The organism is Treponema sp. UBA3813 (assembly GCA_002368605.1).
In the GTDB taxonomy this organism is placed as follows: Bacteria; Spirochaetota; Spirochaetia; order Treponematales; family Treponemataceae; genus Treponema_D.
Map to the genome: position 1 here is coordinate 156,100 of DFEB01000019.1, position 17,975 is coordinate 174,074.

General features: G+C 42.4%; 21 protein-coding genes. 10 read left to right on the forward strand and 11 right to left on the reverse strand.

The annotated features are described in order from the left end of the window. Nucleotides 1-34 precede the first annotated feature (34 nt). The 6 genes from B2089_RS02840 to B2089_RS02865 all read right to left on the reverse strand — a co-directional run bounded on the left by B2089_RS02840 (nt 35) and on the right by B2089_RS02865 (nt 2,665). Nucleotides 35-535 (reverse strand): hypothetical protein, encoded by a 501-nt coding sequence (locus B2089_RS02840; protein ID WP_296685787.1) that lies wholly within the window; start codon nt 533-535, stop codon nt 35-37. Between the two features lie 65 nt (nt 536-600). After that, the gene (locus B2089_RS02845) at nt 601-915 is read right to left on the reverse strand and encodes a hypothetical protein (RefSeq protein ID WP_296326166.1); all 315 of its coding nucleotides are present in this window, start codon (nt 913-915) and stop codon (nt 601-603) included. Nucleotides 916-1,023: 108 nt separating this feature from the next. After that, nucleotides 1,024-1,413, reverse strand: a complete 390-nt coding sequence (locus B2089_RS02850) for a C-GCAxxG-C-C family protein (RefSeq protein ID WP_296326163.1) — start codon at nt 1,411-1,413, stop codon at nt 1,024-1,026. Then, on the reverse strand, nt 1,410-2,012 hold the full coding sequence (locus B2089_RS02855; RefSeq protein WP_296685790.1) for a 4Fe-4S binding protein: 603 nt from the start codon (nt 2,010-2,012) through the stop codon (nt 1,410-1,412). The genes B2089_RS02850 and B2089_RS02855 overlap by 4 nt, the downstream gene beginning before the upstream one ends. Beyond that, a complete protein-coding gene (locus B2089_RS02860) occupies nt 2,009-2,218 on the reverse strand; it encodes a 4Fe-4S binding protein (protein WP_296326159.1) in 210 nt (69 codons plus the stop codon). Before B2089_RS02860 ends, B2089_RS02855 begins: the two co-directional genes overlap by 4 nt. A 102-nt stretch (nt 2,219-2,320) precedes the next feature. Continuing rightward, nucleotides 2,321-2,665 (reverse strand): helix-turn-helix domain-containing protein, encoded by a 345-nt coding sequence (locus B2089_RS02865; protein WP_296326157.1) that lies wholly within the window; start codon nt 2,663-2,665, stop codon nt 2,321-2,323. Between the two features lie 136 nt (nt 2,666-2,801). Between B2089_RS02865 and B2089_RS02870 the strand changes: the two genes are divergently transcribed. Both B2089_RS02870 and B2089_RS02875 read left to right on the forward strand, forming a co-directional pair. Next, a complete protein-coding gene (locus B2089_RS02870; RefSeq protein WP_296685794.1) occupies nt 2,802-3,776 on the forward strand; it encodes an adenine-specific methyltransferase EcoRI family protein in 975 nt (324 codons plus the stop codon). Next, complete coding sequence (locus tag B2089_RS02875; protein WP_296685798.1) at nt 3,776-4,861, forward strand: GmrSD restriction endonuclease domain-containing protein; 1,086 nt, start codon at nt 3,776-3,778, stop codon at nt 4,859-4,861. The genes B2089_RS02870 and B2089_RS02875 overlap by 1 nt, the downstream gene beginning before the upstream one ends. Nucleotides 4,862-4,872: 11 nt before the next feature. Here the strand turns inward: B2089_RS02875 and B2089_RS02880 are convergent, their stop codons facing one another. Together B2089_RS02880 and B2089_RS02885 are read right to left on the reverse strand one after the other, a co-directional pair. Beyond that, a complete protein-coding gene (locus B2089_RS02880) occupies nt 4,873-5,505 on the reverse strand; it encodes a Crp/Fnr family transcriptional regulator (protein WP_296321370.1) in 633 nt (210 codons plus the stop codon). Nucleotides 5,506-5,508: 3 nt separating this feature from the next. Continuing rightward, a complete protein-coding gene (locus B2089_RS02885) occupies nt 5,509-6,507 on the reverse strand; it encodes an HD-GYP domain-containing protein (RefSeq protein ID WP_296321373.1) in 999 nt (332 codons plus the stop codon). A gap of 150 nt (nt 6,508-6,657) precedes the next feature. Between B2089_RS02885 and B2089_RS02890 the strand changes: the two genes are divergently transcribed. The 6 genes from B2089_RS02890 to B2089_RS02915 are packed head-to-tail and all read left to right on the forward strand — an operon-like array spanning nt 6,658 to nt 12,083. After that, entirely contained in the window at nt 6,658-6,957 is a 300-nt protein-coding gene (locus tag B2089_RS02890) for an ArsR/SmtB family transcription factor (RefSeq protein WP_296321376.1), read from the forward strand. A 36-nt stretch (nt 6,958-6,993) separates the two neighbouring features. Next, nucleotides 6,994-9,093 (forward strand): heavy metal translocating P-type ATPase, encoded by a 2,100-nt coding sequence (locus tag B2089_RS02895; protein WP_296321379.1) that lies wholly within the window; start codon nt 6,994-6,996, stop codon nt 9,091-9,093. A gap of 23 nt (nt 9,094-9,116) precedes the next feature. After that, entirely contained in the window at nt 9,117-9,593 is a 477-nt protein-coding gene (locus B2089_RS02900; RefSeq protein ID WP_296321382.1) for a pyridoxamine 5'-phosphate oxidase family protein, read from the forward strand. Nucleotides 9,594-9,598: 5 nt separating this feature from the next. Continuing rightward, nucleotides 9,599-10,498 (forward strand): DUF4846 domain-containing protein, encoded by a 900-nt coding sequence (locus B2089_RS02905; protein WP_296321391.1) that lies wholly within the window; start codon nt 9,599-9,601, stop codon nt 10,496-10,498. Nucleotides 10,499-10,530: 32 nt separating this feature from the next. Continuing rightward, the gene (locus B2089_RS02910) at nt 10,531-11,376 is read left to right on the forward strand and encodes a YitT family protein (RefSeq protein ID WP_296321406.1); all 846 of its coding nucleotides are present in this window, start codon (nt 10,531-10,533) and stop codon (nt 11,374-11,376) included. 8 nt (nt 11,377-11,384) lie between these two features. Further along, nucleotides 11,385-12,083, forward strand: coding sequence for an epoxyqueuosine reductase QueH (locus B2089_RS02915; protein WP_296321409.1), 699 nt, complete (start codon nt 11,385-11,387; stop codon nt 12,081-12,083). On the opposite strand, the gene B2089_RS02920 is transcribed toward B2089_RS02915, so the two are convergent. Together B2089_RS02920 and B2089_RS02925 are read right to left on the reverse strand one after the other, a co-directional pair. Beyond that, complete coding sequence (locus B2089_RS02920) at nt 12,078-12,206, reverse strand: hypothetical protein (RefSeq protein ID WP_296321412.1); 129 nt, start codon at nt 12,204-12,206, stop codon at nt 12,078-12,080. The genes B2089_RS02915 and B2089_RS02920 overlap by 6 nt on opposite strands. Beyond that, nucleotides 12,193-12,435 carry a hypothetical protein gene (locus B2089_RS02925; protein ID WP_296321415.1) on the reverse strand — a complete coding sequence of 81 codons (243 nt, stop codon included), beginning with the start codon at nt 12,433-12,435 and terminating at the stop codon, nt 12,193-12,195. Before B2089_RS02925 ends, B2089_RS02920 begins: the two co-directional genes overlap by 14 nt. A gap of 423 nt (nt 12,436-12,858) precedes the next feature. Here B2089_RS02925 and argC point away from each other — a divergent pair, with 423 nt between their 5' ends. After that, on the forward strand, nt 12,859-13,803 hold the full coding sequence (gene argC, locus B2089_RS02930; RefSeq protein WP_296321417.1) for an N-acetyl-gamma-glutamyl-phosphate reductase: 945 nt from the start codon (nt 12,859-12,861) through the stop codon (nt 13,801-13,803). Nucleotides 13,804-13,872: 69 nt separating this feature from the next. Continuing rightward, entirely contained in the window at nt 13,873-15,258 is a 1,386-nt protein-coding gene (gene argA / locus B2089_RS02935; protein WP_296685807.1) for an amino-acid N-acetyltransferase, read from the forward strand. Here the strand turns inward: argA and B2089_RS02940 are convergent. Beyond that, on the reverse strand, nt 15,249-17,003 hold the full coding sequence (locus B2089_RS02940) for a DUF4153 domain-containing protein (RefSeq protein ID WP_296321423.1): 1,755 nt from the start codon (nt 17,001-17,003) through the stop codon (nt 15,249-15,251). The genes argA and B2089_RS02940 overlap by 10 nt on opposite strands. Nucleotides 17,004-17,975: the final 972 nt, after the last annotated feature.

Sequence of the window (17,975 nt, forward strand, 5' to 3'; positions counted from 1 at the left end):
TCACAGCGCGACAAGGAGGGGTCGCGATTCTCCATTATTTTTCAGACTTTGGGAAGATTGTGATTCCCAAAAGCTGATATGATTTTGTTATCGGATAAGGGGAGAAAAGAATTGCAAGAATTCCTTCTGTTAATTTATGCCCCTTGCTTTTCTGCTCGTGAGATTTTAAATTTTCGCACTTCTGTTGTACAAAATCGCGAGCAATTTCAAAGGCTTTTTCATAATCAGCAGTCAAAATCCAAAGCTGAATGGAAAAAGTCGTTGAAAGAAGATTTGATGTTCCTGAGCCATAAATCGAATTAAAATGCTCATGCTCCCTATGAGACGGCACGCCTTGTGATGCAAACAGACTTTGAATCATGGTGCAATCCTGTAATGATGCTACTTTCAAAAACAGCTGGTGTGATTCACCTTTCTGACAGCGTTCAAAATATTTTTCATCAAATTCTTCAGGTATTTCATTTTCATTTGTCATTTCAGAAGACGTATCCCTTAAATCGGCAAAGGAATTTTCAATATTTTTGTCGGCTGTCATTCTGCTTAAAATTTTACTGATAAAAGCGATTAGTAAAATAACTACACCAAGGATAAAAAGATTGTTCATTTTTTTATGTTTTTTTCTTCCTGCCAGTCTTTACAACTTATAAAAAAATGGTCGCCAGAACGGCCGTCGATTCCCGTGGCAAATTCAATTCCGTCTTCTGGGCGCTGGTCTTTGTAGTTTGAAACCGAGTACCAGTAAGTACACTCAACATCGTTATCATCATTATCCACATATTCAGAGGCAAGCTCGAAAAAAAAGAAATAATTACAGCCTTCCCTTTCGATTAAGGAATTTTCATCGATTGGAAGTTTGATTCCGCAATAATATTTAGCAAAATTTTTTGACGCTTTTATAAATTCTTCTTTTGTCATTTTTATCACACAAATTCCTGTTTTTCTAAAAAATTATAGCATAAAGTCAGAAAAGATAGAATCTATGTGAGATGTAAGGCTTATAGGTGAATAAGGTTTTGTAGTTTTTTATTCTCCAGTAACTTCCCCAAGGGCAAGAACGGCATTCCGAACGCAATCCGCGCACTCGCAGAGGACTTTTCCGCTTTCCGCGCCTTTCAAATCCTTGCAGGTTACGGCTCCGCACTTTTCCCGGAATTTTGAGAGAAGTTCCCGGCTCTGGCGGACTGTGCCGTTTCCGTCGGTGCGAAGTCCTAAAATCATGTTGGCTCCAATCAGCGCGCCGCAAGTGGCTTCCATGCAGCCCATTCCGGCCGCAAAGCCAGCGGACATTTTCTGCAAAGTCGCCTCGTCTACGCCTGTCGTATCGGCAAGAACTTTCGTGACCGCCTGGCAGCAATTACACTGCCCGGTCGCCTTAAGGTTTGCGGCAATATCCGCCCTTTCCCGAATCGTCATTTTAGTACCTCTTTAATCTTCAATTTGCAGATGCCCTGCGTCATTGTTCCCATGGGGCAGAACGTGCACCATGAGCGGGGCTTGTACAAAAGCATCACAATCAGGCCAATCAGCGTCGATGTGAGCATGAGACTGTAAAAGCCGTAACTGAATTGTACCACCCAATCAAAATTTTCGGGAAGTAGTCCAGGCGTATAAGCCCATTTCCATGGAAGTCTAAAAGTCCAGAAAAGCTTAACCGCCTGCCGAAGATTCTCTGCCCCGCTGGCCACAAGCCAAGTCTGAAAAACTATATTTCCGAACATAGTCAGAAAGAAAATCAAAAATCCCCAGCGGAAATATTTTGAAGAAAGGGCGCGGGGTGTGGTCTTGTTGCGGGAAAGCCGGAGTTTGCTCCCCAGTAAATTGAAAAGCTGCCCCCGCCCGCAGAAATTGTTGCAGAAGTTTTTGTTTCCGCCAAAAATCGCAAATCCCAGCGGAAGAAGAAAATCAATCATGCCCAGCCAAGCAAAGAGTATGTTAAAAAATCCCAATGAAAAATAGATAATCGACCATATCCAAAGATAGTTGTACCAGTGTTTTTGATTTAATGACTTCATGCGCTGGCCTCCCGCTCAACAGGAGCAATACAGCCCACAGGACAGGTTTTTCCGCATAAGCCGCAGCCGACGCACAAGTCAATATCGACCTTCGCATAACAGCCGCGAAAGACCGAAATCGCACCCCGCGGGCACACATTCCCGCAAGCTCCGCAGGCCACGCAGCGAGACTTATCCACGCCCGCATATTTTTTTGATTTTGCCATAGTACCTCTCAGACACAGATTTTTTGCATCTGAGAGGAAATTTAACAGGAAAAAAATGATTTGTATGTGATGATGTCACATAAATAGAGAAAAGTTGGAAAACTACTTAGCGAATTTATCTAAAAAATCGACAAGAAGTTTTTCTTTTTCGGAAGAAAGCTCTTCACATTTTTTTATGATTTCTGAGTGTTTACGGTAAAGACGAAGTTGATTTTGTTCCTCATCATAGTTTTTTACTGAATTGATTCCTTCACTTCCGTTCACAAGATATTCTACAGAAACTTCCAAAACAGAAGCGATTTTTATTGCCAAATCTGCCTGAGGGCAACTTTTTCGAGAAATTCCTTTTGAAATGTAAGACTCTGGGAAACCTGCTTTTTTGCCAAGTTCTTTCCTCTCCATTCCTAAAAATTTTAGTTCTTCATCTACATTTTCCCAAAAAGTCATAGTTTATTTTATAACCAATTGGTACTCATCTCTTTATTAAAATTCCAATGGGTATTATTATATCAATAAAAATACCAAAAGGGATTTTTTATATAATTTAAAACCTTTTGGAAGTATTGGAGTTCAATAAATTTTTATGGCAAAAAACGCGAGTCTCGGAAAAGCCAGGGATGCAAAAGAAGATGAGTTCTACACTCAGTTAAATGATATTTCTAACGAGCTTAAATATTATAAAGAACACTTCAAAGGTAAAACTGTACTGTGCAACTGCGATGACCCGCGAGTAAGCAATTTCTTTCATTACTTTTCCTACAATTTTGAAACGCTGGGCTTGAAAAAACTGATTACAACCTGCTATAAAAATCAGGAGCGGGATTTGTTCAGCCAGAACAACAGCGAAAAAGCAATCAGCCTTGAATATTGCGGTGAGAAAAATGGTAGCAAAATTCCAACTGTAGAAGAAATTGGAATCAGAGAACTACAGGGTGACGGAGACTTCAGAAGCAAGGAATGTATTGAACTTCTAAAAGAAGCCGACATTGTGGTAACAAATCCTCCATTCAGCCTTTTCAGAGAGTATGTTGCGCAACTGATTGAGTACAATAAAAAGTTTTTGATAATCGGAAGTCAGAACAATATAACCTACAAAGATATATTTCAACTTTTCAAAGAAAACAAACTATGGCTGGGATATAAGGCCGGTGACATGGCATTTAAAGTTCCAGAATACTACGCTCCACGAGAAACAAGATATTGGCAGGATGAAACAGGTCAGAAATGGCGGAGTATGGGAAACATCTGCTGGTATACAAATCTTGATATTGCAAAGCGTCATGAAGATTTGATTTTATATAAGTCTTATTCAGCAGAAGAATATCCGAAATTTGATAATTATGATTGTATCAGTATTCCGAAAGTTGCAGAAATACCAATGGACTATTATGGAAAAATGGGCGTTCCAATTACATTTTTGGATAAATATAATCCAGAACAGTTTGAGATAATTGGTCTTGACCGTTATACAGTTCCAAAAGAATTTTTAGTTGGTGGCAGGCTTGCCATAAACGGTAAGTCAAAATTTGCAAGAATCATAATTCAGCGGAGAAAATAATGGAAATAAAACAGACAGAAATAACAATTCGGGAACTTACAAACGGCTTTTCAGACAATGCGGAAGGCGGCGTTGTGGCATACGGTGGAAAGCTTGACGTGCGCCCGCCCTATCAGAGAGAATTCGTCTACAAAGAAAAACAGCGCGATGCCGTAATAGATTCTGTCGTACAGAATTTTCCGCTCAATGTAATGTATTGGGCAGACCGTGGCGACGGAACTTTTGAAGTAATTGACGGTCAGCAAAGGACAATTTCAATCTGCCAGTATGTGAACGGCGACTTCGCGCATATAATGCGTTTCTTCAACAACCTGCAGGACGACGAGCAGAAAAAAATCCTGGATTATAAACTCAATGTTTACATCTGTAGCGGAACGAACAGCGAAAAATTAAAATGGTTCGAGCGCATAAATATTGCAGGGGAAAAATTAACTCCGCAAGAGTTGAGAAATGCAGTTTACTGCGGTTCATGGGTTTCGGATGCTAAAAAGTATTTCTCAAAAATCGGTTGTCCTGCTGTTTCGCTCGGTGGCGATTATGTAAGCGGAACTGCAAACCGTCAGGAAATCTTGGAGACAGCCATTGACTGGATTTCAAACGGTCAGATTGACGAGTACATGGGAATTCATCAGCATGATGAAAACGCTTCCGCTCTGTGGGTATATTTTCAGAAAGTAATCGCATGGGTAAAAGCTGTGTTTCCTACAAAACGACCTAAATATACAAAAGGTATAAACTGGGGCGAACTGTACAACAAATATAAGGATGCGGAATTCGATACAGTAAAATTGGAAGATGAAATCAAAAAACTGATACTCGACGACGATGTGACGAAAAAATCGGGAATTTATCCCTATGTACTTACAAGAAATGAGAAGTATCTTTCAATCCGTGCCTTTTCGGATAATGAAAAGTTGCAGGCATATACAAAGCAGAACGGAATTTGTAAAATCTGTGGTAAACATTTCGAGCTTGAAGAAATGGAAGCCGACCATATAACTCCGTGGAGTCAGGGAGGTAAAACAAATCTTGAAAACTGTCAGATGCTTTGTAGGGAATGTAATAGAAGAAAATCTGACAAATAGCGTTAAGCCTCTTATTTCAGAATCTCAATCTTTCCGCGCCCCAAAGAAACTTTGCCTTCTTCTGCCAGATACTTTAGCGTTTTGGTGACGACTTCCCGCACGCTGCCGATTTCCTTTGCCAATTCCTCGTGGGTAATGGAAAGCGTCCTGCTTTTTTGCCGCAGAGATTCATCGTGGAGAGCGTTCAAAATCCGCTGGTCAATTTTCATAAACAGAAGCTGCTGAATCGTCCACAAGACTTCGGAAAATTTTTCGGTGGCGTTTTTATAAATGTAGAGACTTACAAGAGGATTTTCTTCTTCGATTTTATGAAGGGCAGGCGACGGAAGCAGGCAGACTTTTGTTTGGCCGAGCGATTCAATCACCACATCAAAAACCAAAGAATCCATAAGGCAAGAAGCCGAAAGAATGCAGACATCCCCCGACTCTACCCGGTAAAGAGTAACTTCCCGTCCTTCTTCGGAAACGCAATAAACGCGCAGGCCTCCCGAAATAACAGCCATCACGCCCTTACAATCTCCGGAAGAGCGATGAATCAACATGCCGGGCGTAAAAGTTTCACTTCGGGCAGAATTTTCAAGGAAGGCCGCCTGAGAAGGTGTCAAATCTTTCCAAAATTCAAAAATTGAAGAGAGATTTTCCATAGATTATTCGGTTCTTATATCGTCAAAGGCACCTTCTTTATAAAGCTCAAGGAAGGCATTCGCGACAACTGGATCAAACTGCGTGCCAGAACATTTTTTTATTTCTTCCACGATAAAATCCATCGGAAGCTTTTTTCGGTATGGTCTTGTGGAACTCATGGCATCAAAGGCATCTGCAACGGAAATAATTCGCGCCACATAAGGGATTTTCTCACCATAAAGCCTAGCCGGATATCCTTTTCCGTCGAATCGCTCATGATGATATTGTGCGCCGTCAGCTATATCTTTTTGGGTCTTTACTTTCTTTAAGATTTCGTACCCTCGTTCGGTATGGCTTTTCATCATTTCATACTCATCTTCCGTTAATTTTCCAGGCTTATTCAGAATTTTGTCTGGAATACCGATTTTTCCGATATCATGAAGAAGCGCAATATTGTAAAATTTTTGAGCCGAGGCTTTGTCTACGCCAAGTTTAAGGGCGAGCATTTTTGTGTACTTTGCGACCCGCAATGAGTGACCGTTTGTGTAAGAATCTTTGCCATCGATACAAACTGAAAAAGCATCGATAATTGAATCCGTGAATTCAACGAGTTCTTTTCTGTGTTTCTCTTGAACACGCTGAATCTTTTCATTTCTCCGATATATGAGAATAACAGAAACAAGGGCAACGAGAGTTATAAAAAGAGCCGGAAAACTTGATGCATGAAAATGAAGGATTCCGCTTGTTAATTTTAATATTCTGAGAATGAGGATTACGATTGAAGTGTAAAAACCAATTTTTCTGTAAAAAACAACAAGGGAAATAATAATAATCGTTGATATTGAAGAAAAAACTCCTGCCAGTGAAGCAATTGGCATTGGATGACCGAAAATCATAAACATGTCTTTTGAAACAGATGTTCTTTGAGAGCATAAGTCGGTAGCGATATAAAGACAGATTAAAAGGACAAAGCAAATTATTGATGGGATTTTGTCTACCGTAATAGAAAACTTTTTCTTCATAAGAAAATTATAACACATATTAAGAAAAATACTCTTTAGATTATCTTAATCCTTCTTTTTTTCACAAATTTTCTTGACAAGAGACTATGTGTGGCATATTATAAAACAACATTTGAACAATTATTCAAATGTTGTTACAAGGAGAATTCTATGCCTGAAATTTCAATGCCCGACGAAGATCTTCTTTTCGACCTTGCCGAGCTTTTTAAGATTTTCGGAGACTCAACCAGAATTAAGATTTTGTTCGCCCTTCTCGGCCGGGAACTTGCCGTAAGCGATATTGCGGACGCCCTTGGTATGACCCAAAGCGCAATCAGTCACCAGCTGCGAGTTCTCAAAACAAACGGACTTGTGCGCTATCGCCGTGAGGGAAAATCATTGATTTACGCCCTCAGCGATGAGCATGTTTCAAAAATCTTGAACATGGGCCTGGAACACATAGAAGAATAACTGCATCCTGCGGTGCATAACTAATAGGAGTAATTTATGGAACATAGACACGAACATCATAATCACCTAGGAGAGCACATTCACTGCGAGTGCGGCTGCTGCGACCACGATGAACAGAAACATGAGCACAGTCACGAAGAAGAGGAATCCCCCCTCAAAAAAATCTTTCTTGCTTTCGTGATTTTTGCGGCAGCCCTTCTGGTGGAGCATCTTCCGATTTTTTCTGCATCATCTCCACTTATGGAAAATTTATCAACTAACTTCCGTTCGGTCGGAAACTTCTTTTACATAAGTGATTTTCCCCGCCTTATTTACGGAATCCTTTATCTTGCCGCTTATCTGATTTGTGGCCGGGATGTCATCAAAGGGGCAATCCGCAACATCCACAAGGGAAATGTCTTCGGCGAGCAATTCTTGATGACTGTGGCTTCCGTGGGTGCGATTTTCGTAGGAGAATTCGCCGAGGCCGTTGCCGTCATGCTTTTTTATAATCTCGGTGAATTCGTGCAGGATTATGCCGTTGACCGCTCACGGGATTCAATTTCCGCCCTCATGGACATTCGCCCAGACAGAGCGACGGTCATTCGCGAGGGAAAAGCTATCGTCGTCTCTCCGGAGGAAGTCCAGATTGGCGAGATAATCGAAGTGAAGCCCGGTGAGCGCCTTTCTCTTGACGGAATTATTATAGAAGGAAAATCATTCGCGGACACCTCTGCCCTTACAGGTGAAAGCCTTCCCAGGGAAGTTTCAGCCCAGGCTCAGAGCGAAGTGCTTGCCGGCTTTGTGAATCAGACCGGTCTTTTAAAAATCCGGGTAACAAAATCTTACGGAGAAAGCGCGGTTTCAAGAATCCTCAACCTTACCGAAAAGGCAAGTGAGGTTAAGGCAAAGAGCGAAAAATTCATAGCCCGATTTGCCCGTGTCTACACACCGATTGTTTGTTTTGCGGCCTTGGCCGTCGCCCTTCTTCCGCCTCTTTTCCTGCAATTTTTCATGCCGGAGCTTTTTGCAAAATACGGCTGGTCTGTGTGGATTTACCGCGCCCTTACCTTCCTTGTCGTTTCCTGCCCCTGCGCCCTGGTGATTTCCGTTCCGCTCGCCTTTTTCTGCGGAATCGGCTCAGCTTCAAAATACGGCGTCCTTATCAAAGGCTCGAACTTTGTGGAAATCCTCTCAAAGGCAAAAATCGCCGTTTTCGACAAAACAGGAACCCTGACCAAAGGCATTTTCGATGTGGCTGAGGTAAATCCTGCAAACGGCATGACCAGCGACGAACTCCTTGCAATCGCCACCCACGCCGAAAGCTACTCAAATCACCCGATTTCAAAATCCCTCAAAAAAGCCCACCATTGCGTGCTTTGTGATGCCCTCAAAATCATCAATCCTGAAGAAATCAGCGGATTTGGCATACGAGCGGTAGTAGATGGAAAGAAAGTCTGCGCCGGAAACGAAAAATTCATGGAAAACGAGAAAGTCAGCGGATTTGACGCTCACAGTCAGAATCAGAATAACAAAGGCTCGTTAGCCGGAACTATTATTCATGTGGCAGTGGACGGCCTTTATTGCGGAAACATCGTAATCTCCGATCAGGAAAAAGAAGATTCAAGGCAAACGATTGTTAGTCTTAAAAAATTGGGAATCAAGAAAACCGTTATGCTAACCGGCGACAGAGAAGAAAATGCCCGCCTTGTGGCAGAAAATCTGGGAATCGACAAGGTTTACGCAGAGCTTCTTCCCGAAGACAAAGTTCATAAAGTTGAGGAACTAATGAACGATAGTTTAGCGTCAAAAAATCATGCTCCACTTATCTTCGTGGGCGACGGAATCAACGACAGTCCCGTTCTTGCCCGCGCTGACGCAGGAATCGCCATGGGGGCACTGGGAAGCGATGCCGCAATCGAAGCCGCAGATGTGGTTCTCATGGACGACAAGCCCAGCCGCCTTATCGACGCAATCAAAATCTCCCGCCGCACGATGAGCATTGTCTGGCAGAACATTTACACCTCAATCGGAATCAAGGTCGCAATCATGGCCTTGAACGCAATCGGTTTGGGAAATATGTGGCTGGCTGTCTTCGGCGATGTAGGAGTCTGTATCCTCGCTGTAGGAAACGCGGCACGAGTCTTGAAGAAATAAAACTTATTGGATAGGATAAAATTATGTTCAGACAAATGCGACGCTTTAAACAACAGGTCTCTCAGGAAAAATGCATTGAAATTCTTAAAAGTGAGCCTCGTGGCGTACTCGCAGTTCTTGGGGACGATGGCTATCCTTACACAATTCCACTTGATTTCTTTTATGATGAGAAGGATGGAAAAATCTATTTTCACGGCGCAAAAGAAGGTCATAAAATCGACGCAATTGAAAAATGCGACAAAGTTACTTTCTGCGTAATGGACAAAGGTTTCAAAAAAGACGATGATTGGGCGTTGAATATTACAAGTGTTGTCGTTTTCGGACGAATCAAAAAAGTCACTGACGAATCAAAAACAAAAGAAAAAGTCTGTAAGCTTGGGTTAAAGTACCACCCGACAGCAGAAGCCGTGGAACACGAATGGGAAAACGCAAAAACCCGCGTGCTTTGTCTTGAACTTGACATAGAACACATGACGGGTAAACTCGTTAATGAGAAATAAAGACTATGAAAAAACTTCCTTTCAGCGTGACATTTTTTCTATTATTTGCAATCGCACTTTTGCCTATTTTTTCAGATTTATTTCATCCACTCCATCCACTCCATCCACTCCAACTTGTCAAAAACGAAGGCAACACTCTCACCGAACGAATTGATACACCATTTAAATTTAAACGAATTGAAGTAGAAAAAGGCAGTTTTGCCGACTACATCAGAAGCTATCCATTGAAACCCGCTGTCAATCCCCTTTTCTTATTCAATGGCGAAAAAAAACAAAATCAAGACGCTCACTGTGCAATCTTTGCCCTCCCTATTCAAAATGAATCACAAACAGACTCAGGTTCAATCATCGCCCTTTATGCGGAATATATGTACAAAATGGGTATGGACGAAAAAATCACATTTCATCTTACAAACGGCGAAAATCTAAAATGGACGGACTGGCAAAAAAACGCAGAATATGGAAGAAATTTCCGAAGCAGCCTGGCTGGAAATCTTAAAAAATGGACTAAATACGAAAAAAAAGCCGGCAAAACGGAGCGTCTTCAATCTTTCCAAAATTACTTGAAGAAAGTTCTGGCAAATATAAGCATCCTTTCAATGCAGACTTATGAAACAGCCACAACGACATTCGCTGCCCTTCAAATCGGTGATATCCTTTGGGATTTGGGAAAGCCCGGCCATTTATGTCTCGTGGCGGACATCTGCGTAAATCCCGAAACAAGCGAAAAAGCAGTCCTTTTTGCCCAAGGATTTTCCCCAGCTCAGGAATTTCACATAATCAAAAATCCCAAACGCATAAACGACCCTTGGTACCACGAGGAAGATTTTGCATTTCCTGTCGAAACTCCAGAATATGTGTTCCCGAATGAAAGCTGGAAACATGCAAAATATCTGGATAATTAACAGCCGAAGAATTTTTATAAAGGAGAAGCATTTTGAAACTTTTCTTTAGATTTTTAACGGTGACAGCAGGGGCGGTTCTCATGGCCGTAAACCTCAACACATTCGTTCATACGGCAGAGCTTCTTCCAGGAGGCTTCACGGGAATCACGCTCCTTCTGCAGGAAATTTTTCTGAAGTATGCGGGAGTAAAAATCCCCTTTGTAGTTTTCTACTGGGGCCTGAATATCATACCGGCGGCAATCTGTTTTAAATATGTAGGAAAACGATTCACGCTCCTTTCAATCTGGGCAATCATCGCATCGGGTTTTCTCACGGACATTCTTCCTGGTTTAAGCGTCACGAACGACATTCTTCTCTGCACAGTTTTCGGCGGAATCGTCAACGGTGCGGCCATAAGCCTTTGTCTTCTTGCGGGAGCTACCAGCGGAGGCACAGACTTCATTTCGATTTATGTATCAGAAAAAACCGGACGCAGCATCTGGAACCACATCTTTATTATGAATGTTGTCGTTCTGGGAATCTTCGGTTTTCTTTTTGGCTGGAGTCACGCGCTTTATTCTATTATATTCCAGTTCGCCAGCACACAGATTTTAAACACCCTCTATAAGCGCTATCAAAAATCCACGCTGCTGATTATCACCGAAAAGCCAGATGAGCTTGTTAAGACAATCCGTGAAACAACAGGTCACGACGCGACGCTTTTTAAGGGTGAAGGCTGCTATACTGGAGCCGAACGGAACATGCTCTATACAGTGATTTCAAGCGATGCAGAGGAAAAACTTATCCGTCAAATCAAAAAGACCGATTCCATGGCTTTCGTGAACATTCTGCAGACGAAAATGCTCAAGGGAAACTTCATCATGAAAAAGCAGGATTAGGCAGAAATATGACACCGCAGAAAATAAACTATCAGAAAGAACTAGAAAAAATCATCGCACAGATTGAAGAAGAAAAGAAAACGACCGTTAGTTTTATAAAGCCAACTCTGCTCCTTCACGCCTGCTGTGGGCCTTGCTCATCCTATGTAATTGAATACTTGGCACAGATTTTTGACATCACGATTTACTATTACAATCCCAACATCCATCCAAAAGAAGAATATTTCCGCCGCCTTGAAGAACTGAAAAAATTTCTTGAACGCTTTCCCCAGGCCACGCAAAACTCCGTTAAACTTGTGGAAGACATCTACAATCCCGAAGAATATTTTAAAGCCACAAATGTCCGCCAAGAAGTTGAATTGCAAAGCGAGCCGGAAAAAGGCGAACGCTGCAGACGCTGTTATCTTTTCCGAATGAAGCGGGCCTGGGAATATGCCTGCAAAAACAATTTCGATTGGTTCACCACGACGCTGAGCATAAGCCCCCACAAAGACAGCGAAAAGATTAATGTGATTGGAAGAGAACTAGAAGAGCAGAAAACTAACGATAGTTCAGCAATTACCATTCACACAAAATTCCTCCCCTCAGATTTCAAGAAAAAAGGCGGATTTTTACGCAGCACCCAGCTCAGCGAAGAATACGGCCTCTGGCGACAGGATTACTGTGGATGTGTGTATTCACAGAGAAATGGAAAGAAGGATTTATAAAGCCTCTTCTAGTTCAAGAACCTCTATCACGCCTTTACAGATTTTCTTCATATATTTTTTATAACCAGCCTCGCTACCAATCGGCACACCGAAATCAACTAGCCAAATTTCACCACGTGTCATCTTTTATCATCTCCCACACGGTGGCTTTTGAAGCATTGCAGGCAAAAGTTTGCTCTTCAATTGGAACTTTTGCATAAACATCATTTATTTGCTTTATGTGCTCTTCTGACGGAGAAAGCGATTTTTTTTCTTCCTCAACTTTCTGCAACACAACGCCTTTATGTAAATTTACGAGACTTTTTAATACTTCAAAAAAAGGAACATCAACATTTTGCATCGTCACCGTCATATATTACCTCCTCGCATTTAAAAATATAACACAACTTTGCGAAAAAAGCATTAAGAAACATTGTTATAAATCAACACGGAGAAAACTGCTGACATTTGTTGGCATTTTTTTTTATTTCTTTCTGTTTACGACTTTTGCATTGCCGAAAAAAATATGTAGACGGGTACAATCGATATAACGGTGATCGTTGCAGTTTTGTTAATACAAGACCTTCTTCGTGGTAAAAATTCCCTAGCACAAGCCATTAAAATCTCTGTATAATAGTACAACTTGCGCAAAGGATTGTAGGGGCGCGTAGCGTTCGTCGCTTGGCGGCGAATGGAGTGCGGTTAGCACGGAACCCCGAAAAGCCCGGCCTCCGCTTTGATGAGCGAAAGCGAATTAAAGCGGAGGATGCGCCCAAATAAACCTCTGGAGCAAAAAATGGCATACAAAATTTTCATTGACGGAAAAGAAGGAACGACAGGACTTAAAATCTACGAGCGATTTGAGAACCGAAAAGACATCGAGATTTTATTGATTGACGACGAAAAGCGAAAGGATCCTGCCGAACGGGCAAAGATGATTAACGCTTCGGACTTCACTTTCCTCTGCTTGCCAGACGCGGCTTCAATCGAGGCGGTCTCGCTCTGCACGAATCCCAAAGTCCGCATCATCGACGCTTCTACGGCTCACCGCACCAACCCTGACTGGGCTTACGGCTTCCCAGAGCTTTCAAAAGAACACAGAGCACGAATCGAAAAGTCTAACCGCGTCGCAGGTCCTGGATGCTATGCTTCGGGATTTGCCTCAATTTGTTATCCTTTGGTCTCTCGCGGAATCATGTCGCCTGATTATCCTGTGGTCTGTCATGCTGTTTCCGGCTATTCTGGTGCCGGTAAAAAGGCCATCGCCCAGTACGAAGCTCCAAACCGTAACCCGGAGCTTGATTCACCACGACTTTATGCCCTCACTCAGGAGCACAAGCATCTTCCTGAAATGATGAAAGTCTCTGGCCTCAACTACAAGCCTATTTTCAATCCTTATGTCTGCGATTATTTCCAGGGAATGACTGTCACAGTCTCTCTTCACGCCCGCCTTCTGGAGAAAAAGCTTACAGCAAAAGAAATCGCCGAAGTCTTTAAGGAACACTACGAAGGCTGCAAATTCGTAAAAGCCTGTGACTTTATGGGCGAAGGAACCCTCACCGAAAGCTTTATCCCTGCAAATACCCTGGCCGGTACCAACAACATGCAGATTATCACCTGCGGAAACGACGAGCGAATCGTCATCACAAGCCGCTTCGACAATCTTGGAAAAGGTGCCAGCGGAGCCGCGGTTCAGTGCATGAACATCATGATGGGAATTGACGAGGGAACAGGTCTGTAGAATTTTCAGCAAAGTATTCTCTTTCAATCACTACTAGAAATTTCTCTTTTTTTTGCCGAAAATGTATATATGCAAGAATCCCCGATTTTACAAAAAGCCGAACGAATTCGCGATGTCATTCGCTATATCAAACGATTCAAAAACGCCACTGTCGTAATTTATATTGACGATGATATTATTGATTCTCCTTTGTTCGTGAGCCATATCCGTGATATTGCGCTGATTCATCAAGCCGGGCTTCGGGTAATTATCGTTCCTGGCGCACGGAAAAAAATCGATGAGGTTCTTTCTCAAAATAAAATTTCTTGGACATATCAAAACGGAATTCGAGTCACCTCAAACGAGGCCATGCCTTTAATAAAGAACGCGGCCTTTGATGCTGCAAATGTAGTCATGACAAGTCTCGCTGGCGAAAATCTTACGGCGGTCATTGGAAACTGGGTTAGAGCACGGGGGAAAGGTGTTCTTTCTGGCGTTGATTACGGAACTGCGGGCGAAATCGACAAGCTTGACGATGAGACCATAAAAACAGTTCTAAACAGCGGCTTCATTCCGATTTTCCCCTGCATAGGCTGGAGCCTTAACGGAAAGCCCTACAACATTTCTTCTGCCCAGCTCTCTTCCCAAATCGCGACCCACTTACAGGCAGACAAACTTTTCTTCCTTTTGCCAAATGCCGAGCTTTCTGAAAAAACTTTTACAATTCCAAAAGATTTAGGCCTTTCTCCAGAAGGTTGTGTTCCTGCCATGAACATTGAGGAATTGGACGAATTTTTGAAAGCGAATAAAAAACTAACGAGCGGTAGTAACAAAGTTAATTCAGAGCTATCCCGCACCGAATCTGAATCAGAAAAAGCAAAAATCATTTCCATGCTGAATCTTGCAAAAAAATCCGTGGAATCAGGCGTTACCCGCGTACACATCTTAAACGGCTCAATCGAGGGAACTTTGCCCTGCGAGATTTTCAGTGACCTCGGTTCCGGCACGATGATTTACAAATCAAACTACGGAAAATTCCGTGCCATGCGCCGGGAAGATATTTCCGCAGTTCTTTCACTTATGCGCCCCTTCGTCAAAAAGGAAATTCTTCTCCCAAGAAGCGAGTCTCAAATGGAAGCTGAATATAATGATTTCATCGTCTACGAACTGGATGGTGCCGTCCGTGCCTGCGCAGCCCTTCACATCTACGACCGTACTCAGGCCGAAATTGCAGCCCTTGCAGTTGACGAAACCTGCGCCCACATCGGTATCGGCCCTAAGATGATTGAATATCTGATTGAAAAGGCAAAAACCATTTCCATCGAAAGCGTTTTCATCCTCACCACACAGACCGCCGACTGGTTTGAAAAGCAGGGCTTTGTCCCAGACAAAATCGAGACTCTCCCTGAAAAACGACGAAAGCTTTGGAATCCTCAGCGCGGCTCAAAATTGTTCCGACTGAAACTTCACTTGTAGAAGGCAAATCCCGAATACTGGAATCTTTTGAAAAGCTTCCTCTCCTCGTTGTATTCGTAGTCTATGTTCTCGAAAAGGAATGTCGTCTTATCGTCAGGACTGTACCAGATGGGGCATGTCGCATCGCCGGAATCCTTTTTTGAAGCGAGCGAGAGGAAAAATTCCGTCACATCGTAAGTTCCGTTCAGCGTATCGATTTTGACCGAAGGATACTTGTCGGCATATTCGTATGTCTCGGCATATTCGTATGTCGATTTATATTCATGCAGCTCTTTCATCCGCCTGAACGGAGCGATGTCGTATGTCGTTTTAAGATTTCCAACACCGCTTTCAAAACAAACGAGTTTTTCGTCCTCCTTCCGCTCCTTGATTCCAAAAAGCTCCTCAAACGGAAGAACATCGGCATTCTTCGATTCCTTTTCGTCAATCTTCCTCATCCACTCAGGAGCCGGAATCTCGCTTATCCAGACGACATAGCTGTAGCTTCCCAAAAGACGCTCCCTGTCATCATCGCTAATCGTATTCTCAAGCTCTTCCCGGTCGTATTCCGTGAGCGCGCCATTTTCCATGTCGAACATCGAATATTTCTCAAGCACGCCGAGCATCCGCCCGTACTGGCTTTTATGCGCCATGTCGATGAGATTGAAGGGAGAGACCGAATCGAAGAGAATCAAAGCCGCAAGAAGCGGGAGCGAATATTTGCAGAAGCGGCCTTTTTTTACGAATGTGAGCGCGATTGTCAGAACCGAAAAAATTATGAAGAGCAGGCTAGAATACCTGTAGCCCGTGAAACCGTAGGCGTCCACCCGGATGAAGAATGCCGGAATCTGCACACAGATTAGGGGAATGAAGGCGAACGCCCCAAAGCGGTAGAAGACGCGCACGACGGGAAGGTTTTCGTACTCCCGAAGGATAAAATAGAAGACGATGTAGAAGCAGGAAGCGAAGGAGACGAACCAGTTGATTTGCCCGTTCGGAAGTTTTAGCAAAACGAGAGCCTTGACGAGGTAGGCGTAGAGAATCAAAAGCAGGACGGCGAATACCGGAAGCAGAATGTAGAGCATGATGATTCTGAAAGCCTTGCCCGAAGAAGCCTCGTTCCGCTTGTAGAAAAGATGGTAGGCGAAGGAGTTGACTGCGACCACCAGAAAGCAGAAGGCCACGCAGCATTCGTAGATGAAGTATTCGTCGCTGTCCAGAATCAGGTTCTGCACCGCGTAAATCAAAAGGCACATTCCAGCCAGCACGACGAGCGACAAGAGCGAACAGAAAAAGAAATGCTTGAAGACGAGGGCGAAATAAGCTTTTGAATCCGTCTTTGGAATGAAGAGGAAAATCGAAAAGGCAATGACGGCGAAAGCGATTCCAAAATAATAAAGCGAATCGTACACGCCAGACTCCCGCCAAAATCCGTCGCGGGCGAAATAGCCGAGGACAGAGCCAGCGATTCCCGCCGCAATCTGGAAAGCGTATTTTTTGAAGGCGGATGATGAAAAACGTTCGGAAAGCAGCGTCGCCGGAATGGAAAAGACGCAGCCGAGCGCGAACGAGTAGCAGACATGCAAGAGCGTCGTCATGTCGAAAAAGTGGCAGAAGAACTCCGGCAGCACCTCGTAGACCTGATAAATCTGAAAGACGTAAAAAAAGAAAGCGAGCAAGGAGAAAGCGAAGACGACTTTCTTTTCCGAAAGATAAAGCAATATTTCCGAAAGCGCGGATTTCACGCGAAAAGAGAATTTTTCCATGCATACAGTATAGCACGGATTATCAGAATGAAAATGAATTCTATTAAGGAAAAAAAACAAGGCTCGATTACAAGAAAGCCATCTTTATTGAGGAAAAATTTCAGCCATAAGAAATATAAAAGCTCATAAAAATTCAAATATTCGTTCGTTAGGAAAATAAAACCGCTCATTATCACCTTAAAATTCAACCAAACTTTAGTTAATATTTCTTATTAAAGTCGCCTTATTTGCTTATATGATTATCCAAATGAATCACCGTTCGTTCTTTAAAAGCTGGAAAATAAAAGAAAAAATAGCGACAGATTTAAACTCACTATCGCTAGGGCGCTAGAACAGCAGAATTTCTGTTTCATGTGAAACACACATTTTCAGCCAATAACCATTAAATGAAGTTGCTGTAGACTTTGTTTCAAACAGATTTGTTCTACATGAAACTTTTGATTTCAAAAGGATTTTCGAACCAAGTTTATTCCTTTATAAAAGAACTCTCTGTTTCGAAAATAAACCTATTCAATGTTTTTTTGAAAAAATTACTTTTTAAGCACTACTTTCACAAATATCATCACACATGAAAAATGAAGAAAAAAAATAAAGCAATGAATCTATGTGATAAAGAAAGTTTCTCATTTATAGCTATTTTCGTTGCCCGCAGTTTTCGTTTCACATGAAACAAAAGAGAATTCGTCAAATAATAAGCAAATTGCATCTAAATTCAAAATCAAAAATACTTTGAAATTCGTTTTTACCAAAAACTCTTTCTAAAAATACCTGGCGGACAATCGACCATTTATTCATTCATTTTTCCACATTTTGTTAAGAACTTGTGGAAAATTCAAAGTTATCAACAGGTTTTAAACAATTTGTGGAAAGGGGGATGACCAATAAGTTCAAAAAGTGTCATTTTCGGGCTTGACCCGAAAATCCATTTAATTGCAATACAAGAGATTGCCGTGTCTAAGCAAGGGCGACAAG

Bases quoted from the DNA above. Each gene is read 5' to 3' on its own strand.
- B2089_RS02865 (WP_296326157.1), bottom strand. From the start codon at position 2,665: ATGACTTTTTGGGAAAATGTAGATGAAGAACTAAAATTTTTAGGAATG.
- B2089_RS02905 (WP_296321391.1), top strand. From the start codon at position 9,599: ATGAAAAAACTTCCTTTCAGCGTGACATTTTTTCTATTATTTGCAATC.
- B2089_RS02885 (WP_296321373.1), bottom strand. From the start codon at position 6,507: ATGAAGAAAAAGTTTTCTATTACGGTAGACAAAATCCCATCAATAATT.
- B2089_RS02875 (WP_296685798.1), top strand. From the start codon at position 3,776: ATGGAAATAAAACAGACAGAAATAACAATTCGGGAACTTACAAACGGC.
- B2089_RS02890 (WP_296321376.1), top strand. From the start codon at position 6,658: ATGCCTGAAATTTCAATGCCCGACGAAGATCTTCTTTTCGACCTTGCC.
- argA (WP_296685807.1), top strand. From the start codon at position 13,873: ATGCAAGAATCCCCGATTTTACAAAAAGCCGAACGAATTCGCGATGTC.
- argC (WP_296321417.1), top strand. From the start codon at position 12,859: ATGGCATACAAAATTTTCATTGACGGAAAAGAAGGAACGACAGGACTT.
- B2089_RS02880 (WP_296321370.1), bottom strand. From the start codon at position 5,505: ATGGAAAATCTCTCTTCAATTTTTGAATTTTGGAAAGATTTGACACCT.
- B2089_RS02860 (WP_296326159.1), bottom strand. From the start codon at position 2,218: ATGGCAAAATCAAAAAAATATGCGGGCGTGGATAAGTCTCGCTGCGTG.
- B2089_RS02845 (WP_296326166.1), bottom strand. From the start codon at position 915: ATGACAAAAGAAGAATTTATAAAAGCGTCAAAAAATTTTGCTAAATAT.
- B2089_RS02850 (WP_296326163.1), bottom strand. From the start codon at position 1,413: ATGACGATTCGGGAAAGGGCGGATATTGCCGCAAACCTTAAGGCGACC.
- B2089_RS02840 (WP_296685787.1), bottom strand. From the start codon at position 535: ATGACAGCCGACAAAAATATTGAAAATTCCTTTGCCGATTTAAGGGAT.
- B2089_RS02925 (WP_296321415.1), bottom strand. From the start codon at position 12,435: ATGACGGTGACGATGCAAAATGTTGATGTTCCTTTTTTTGAAGTATTA.
- B2089_RS02870 (WP_296685794.1), top strand. From the start codon at position 2,802: ATGGCAAAAAACGCGAGTCTCGGAAAAGCCAGGGATGCAAAAGAAGAT.
- B2089_RS02855 (WP_296685790.1), bottom strand. From the start codon at position 2,012: ATGAAGTCATTAAATCAAAAACACTGGTACAACTATCTTTGGATATGG.
- B2089_RS02915 (WP_296321409.1), top strand. From the start codon at position 11,385: ATGACACCGCAGAAAATAAACTATCAGAAAGAACTAGAAAAAATCATC.
- B2089_RS02895 (WP_296321379.1), top strand. From the start codon at position 6,994: ATGGAACATAGACACGAACATCATAATCACCTAGGAGAGCACATTCAC.
- B2089_RS02920 (WP_296321412.1), bottom strand. From the start codon at position 12,206: ATGACACGTGGTGAAATTTGGCTAGTTGATTTCGGTGTGCCGATTGGT.
- B2089_RS02940 (WP_296321423.1), bottom strand. From the start codon at position 17,003: ATGGAAAAATTCTCTTTTCGCGTGAAATCCGCGCTTTCGGAAATATTG.
- B2089_RS02900 (WP_296321382.1), top strand. From the start codon at position 9,117: ATGTTCAGACAAATGCGACGCTTTAAACAACAGGTCTCTCAGGAAAAA.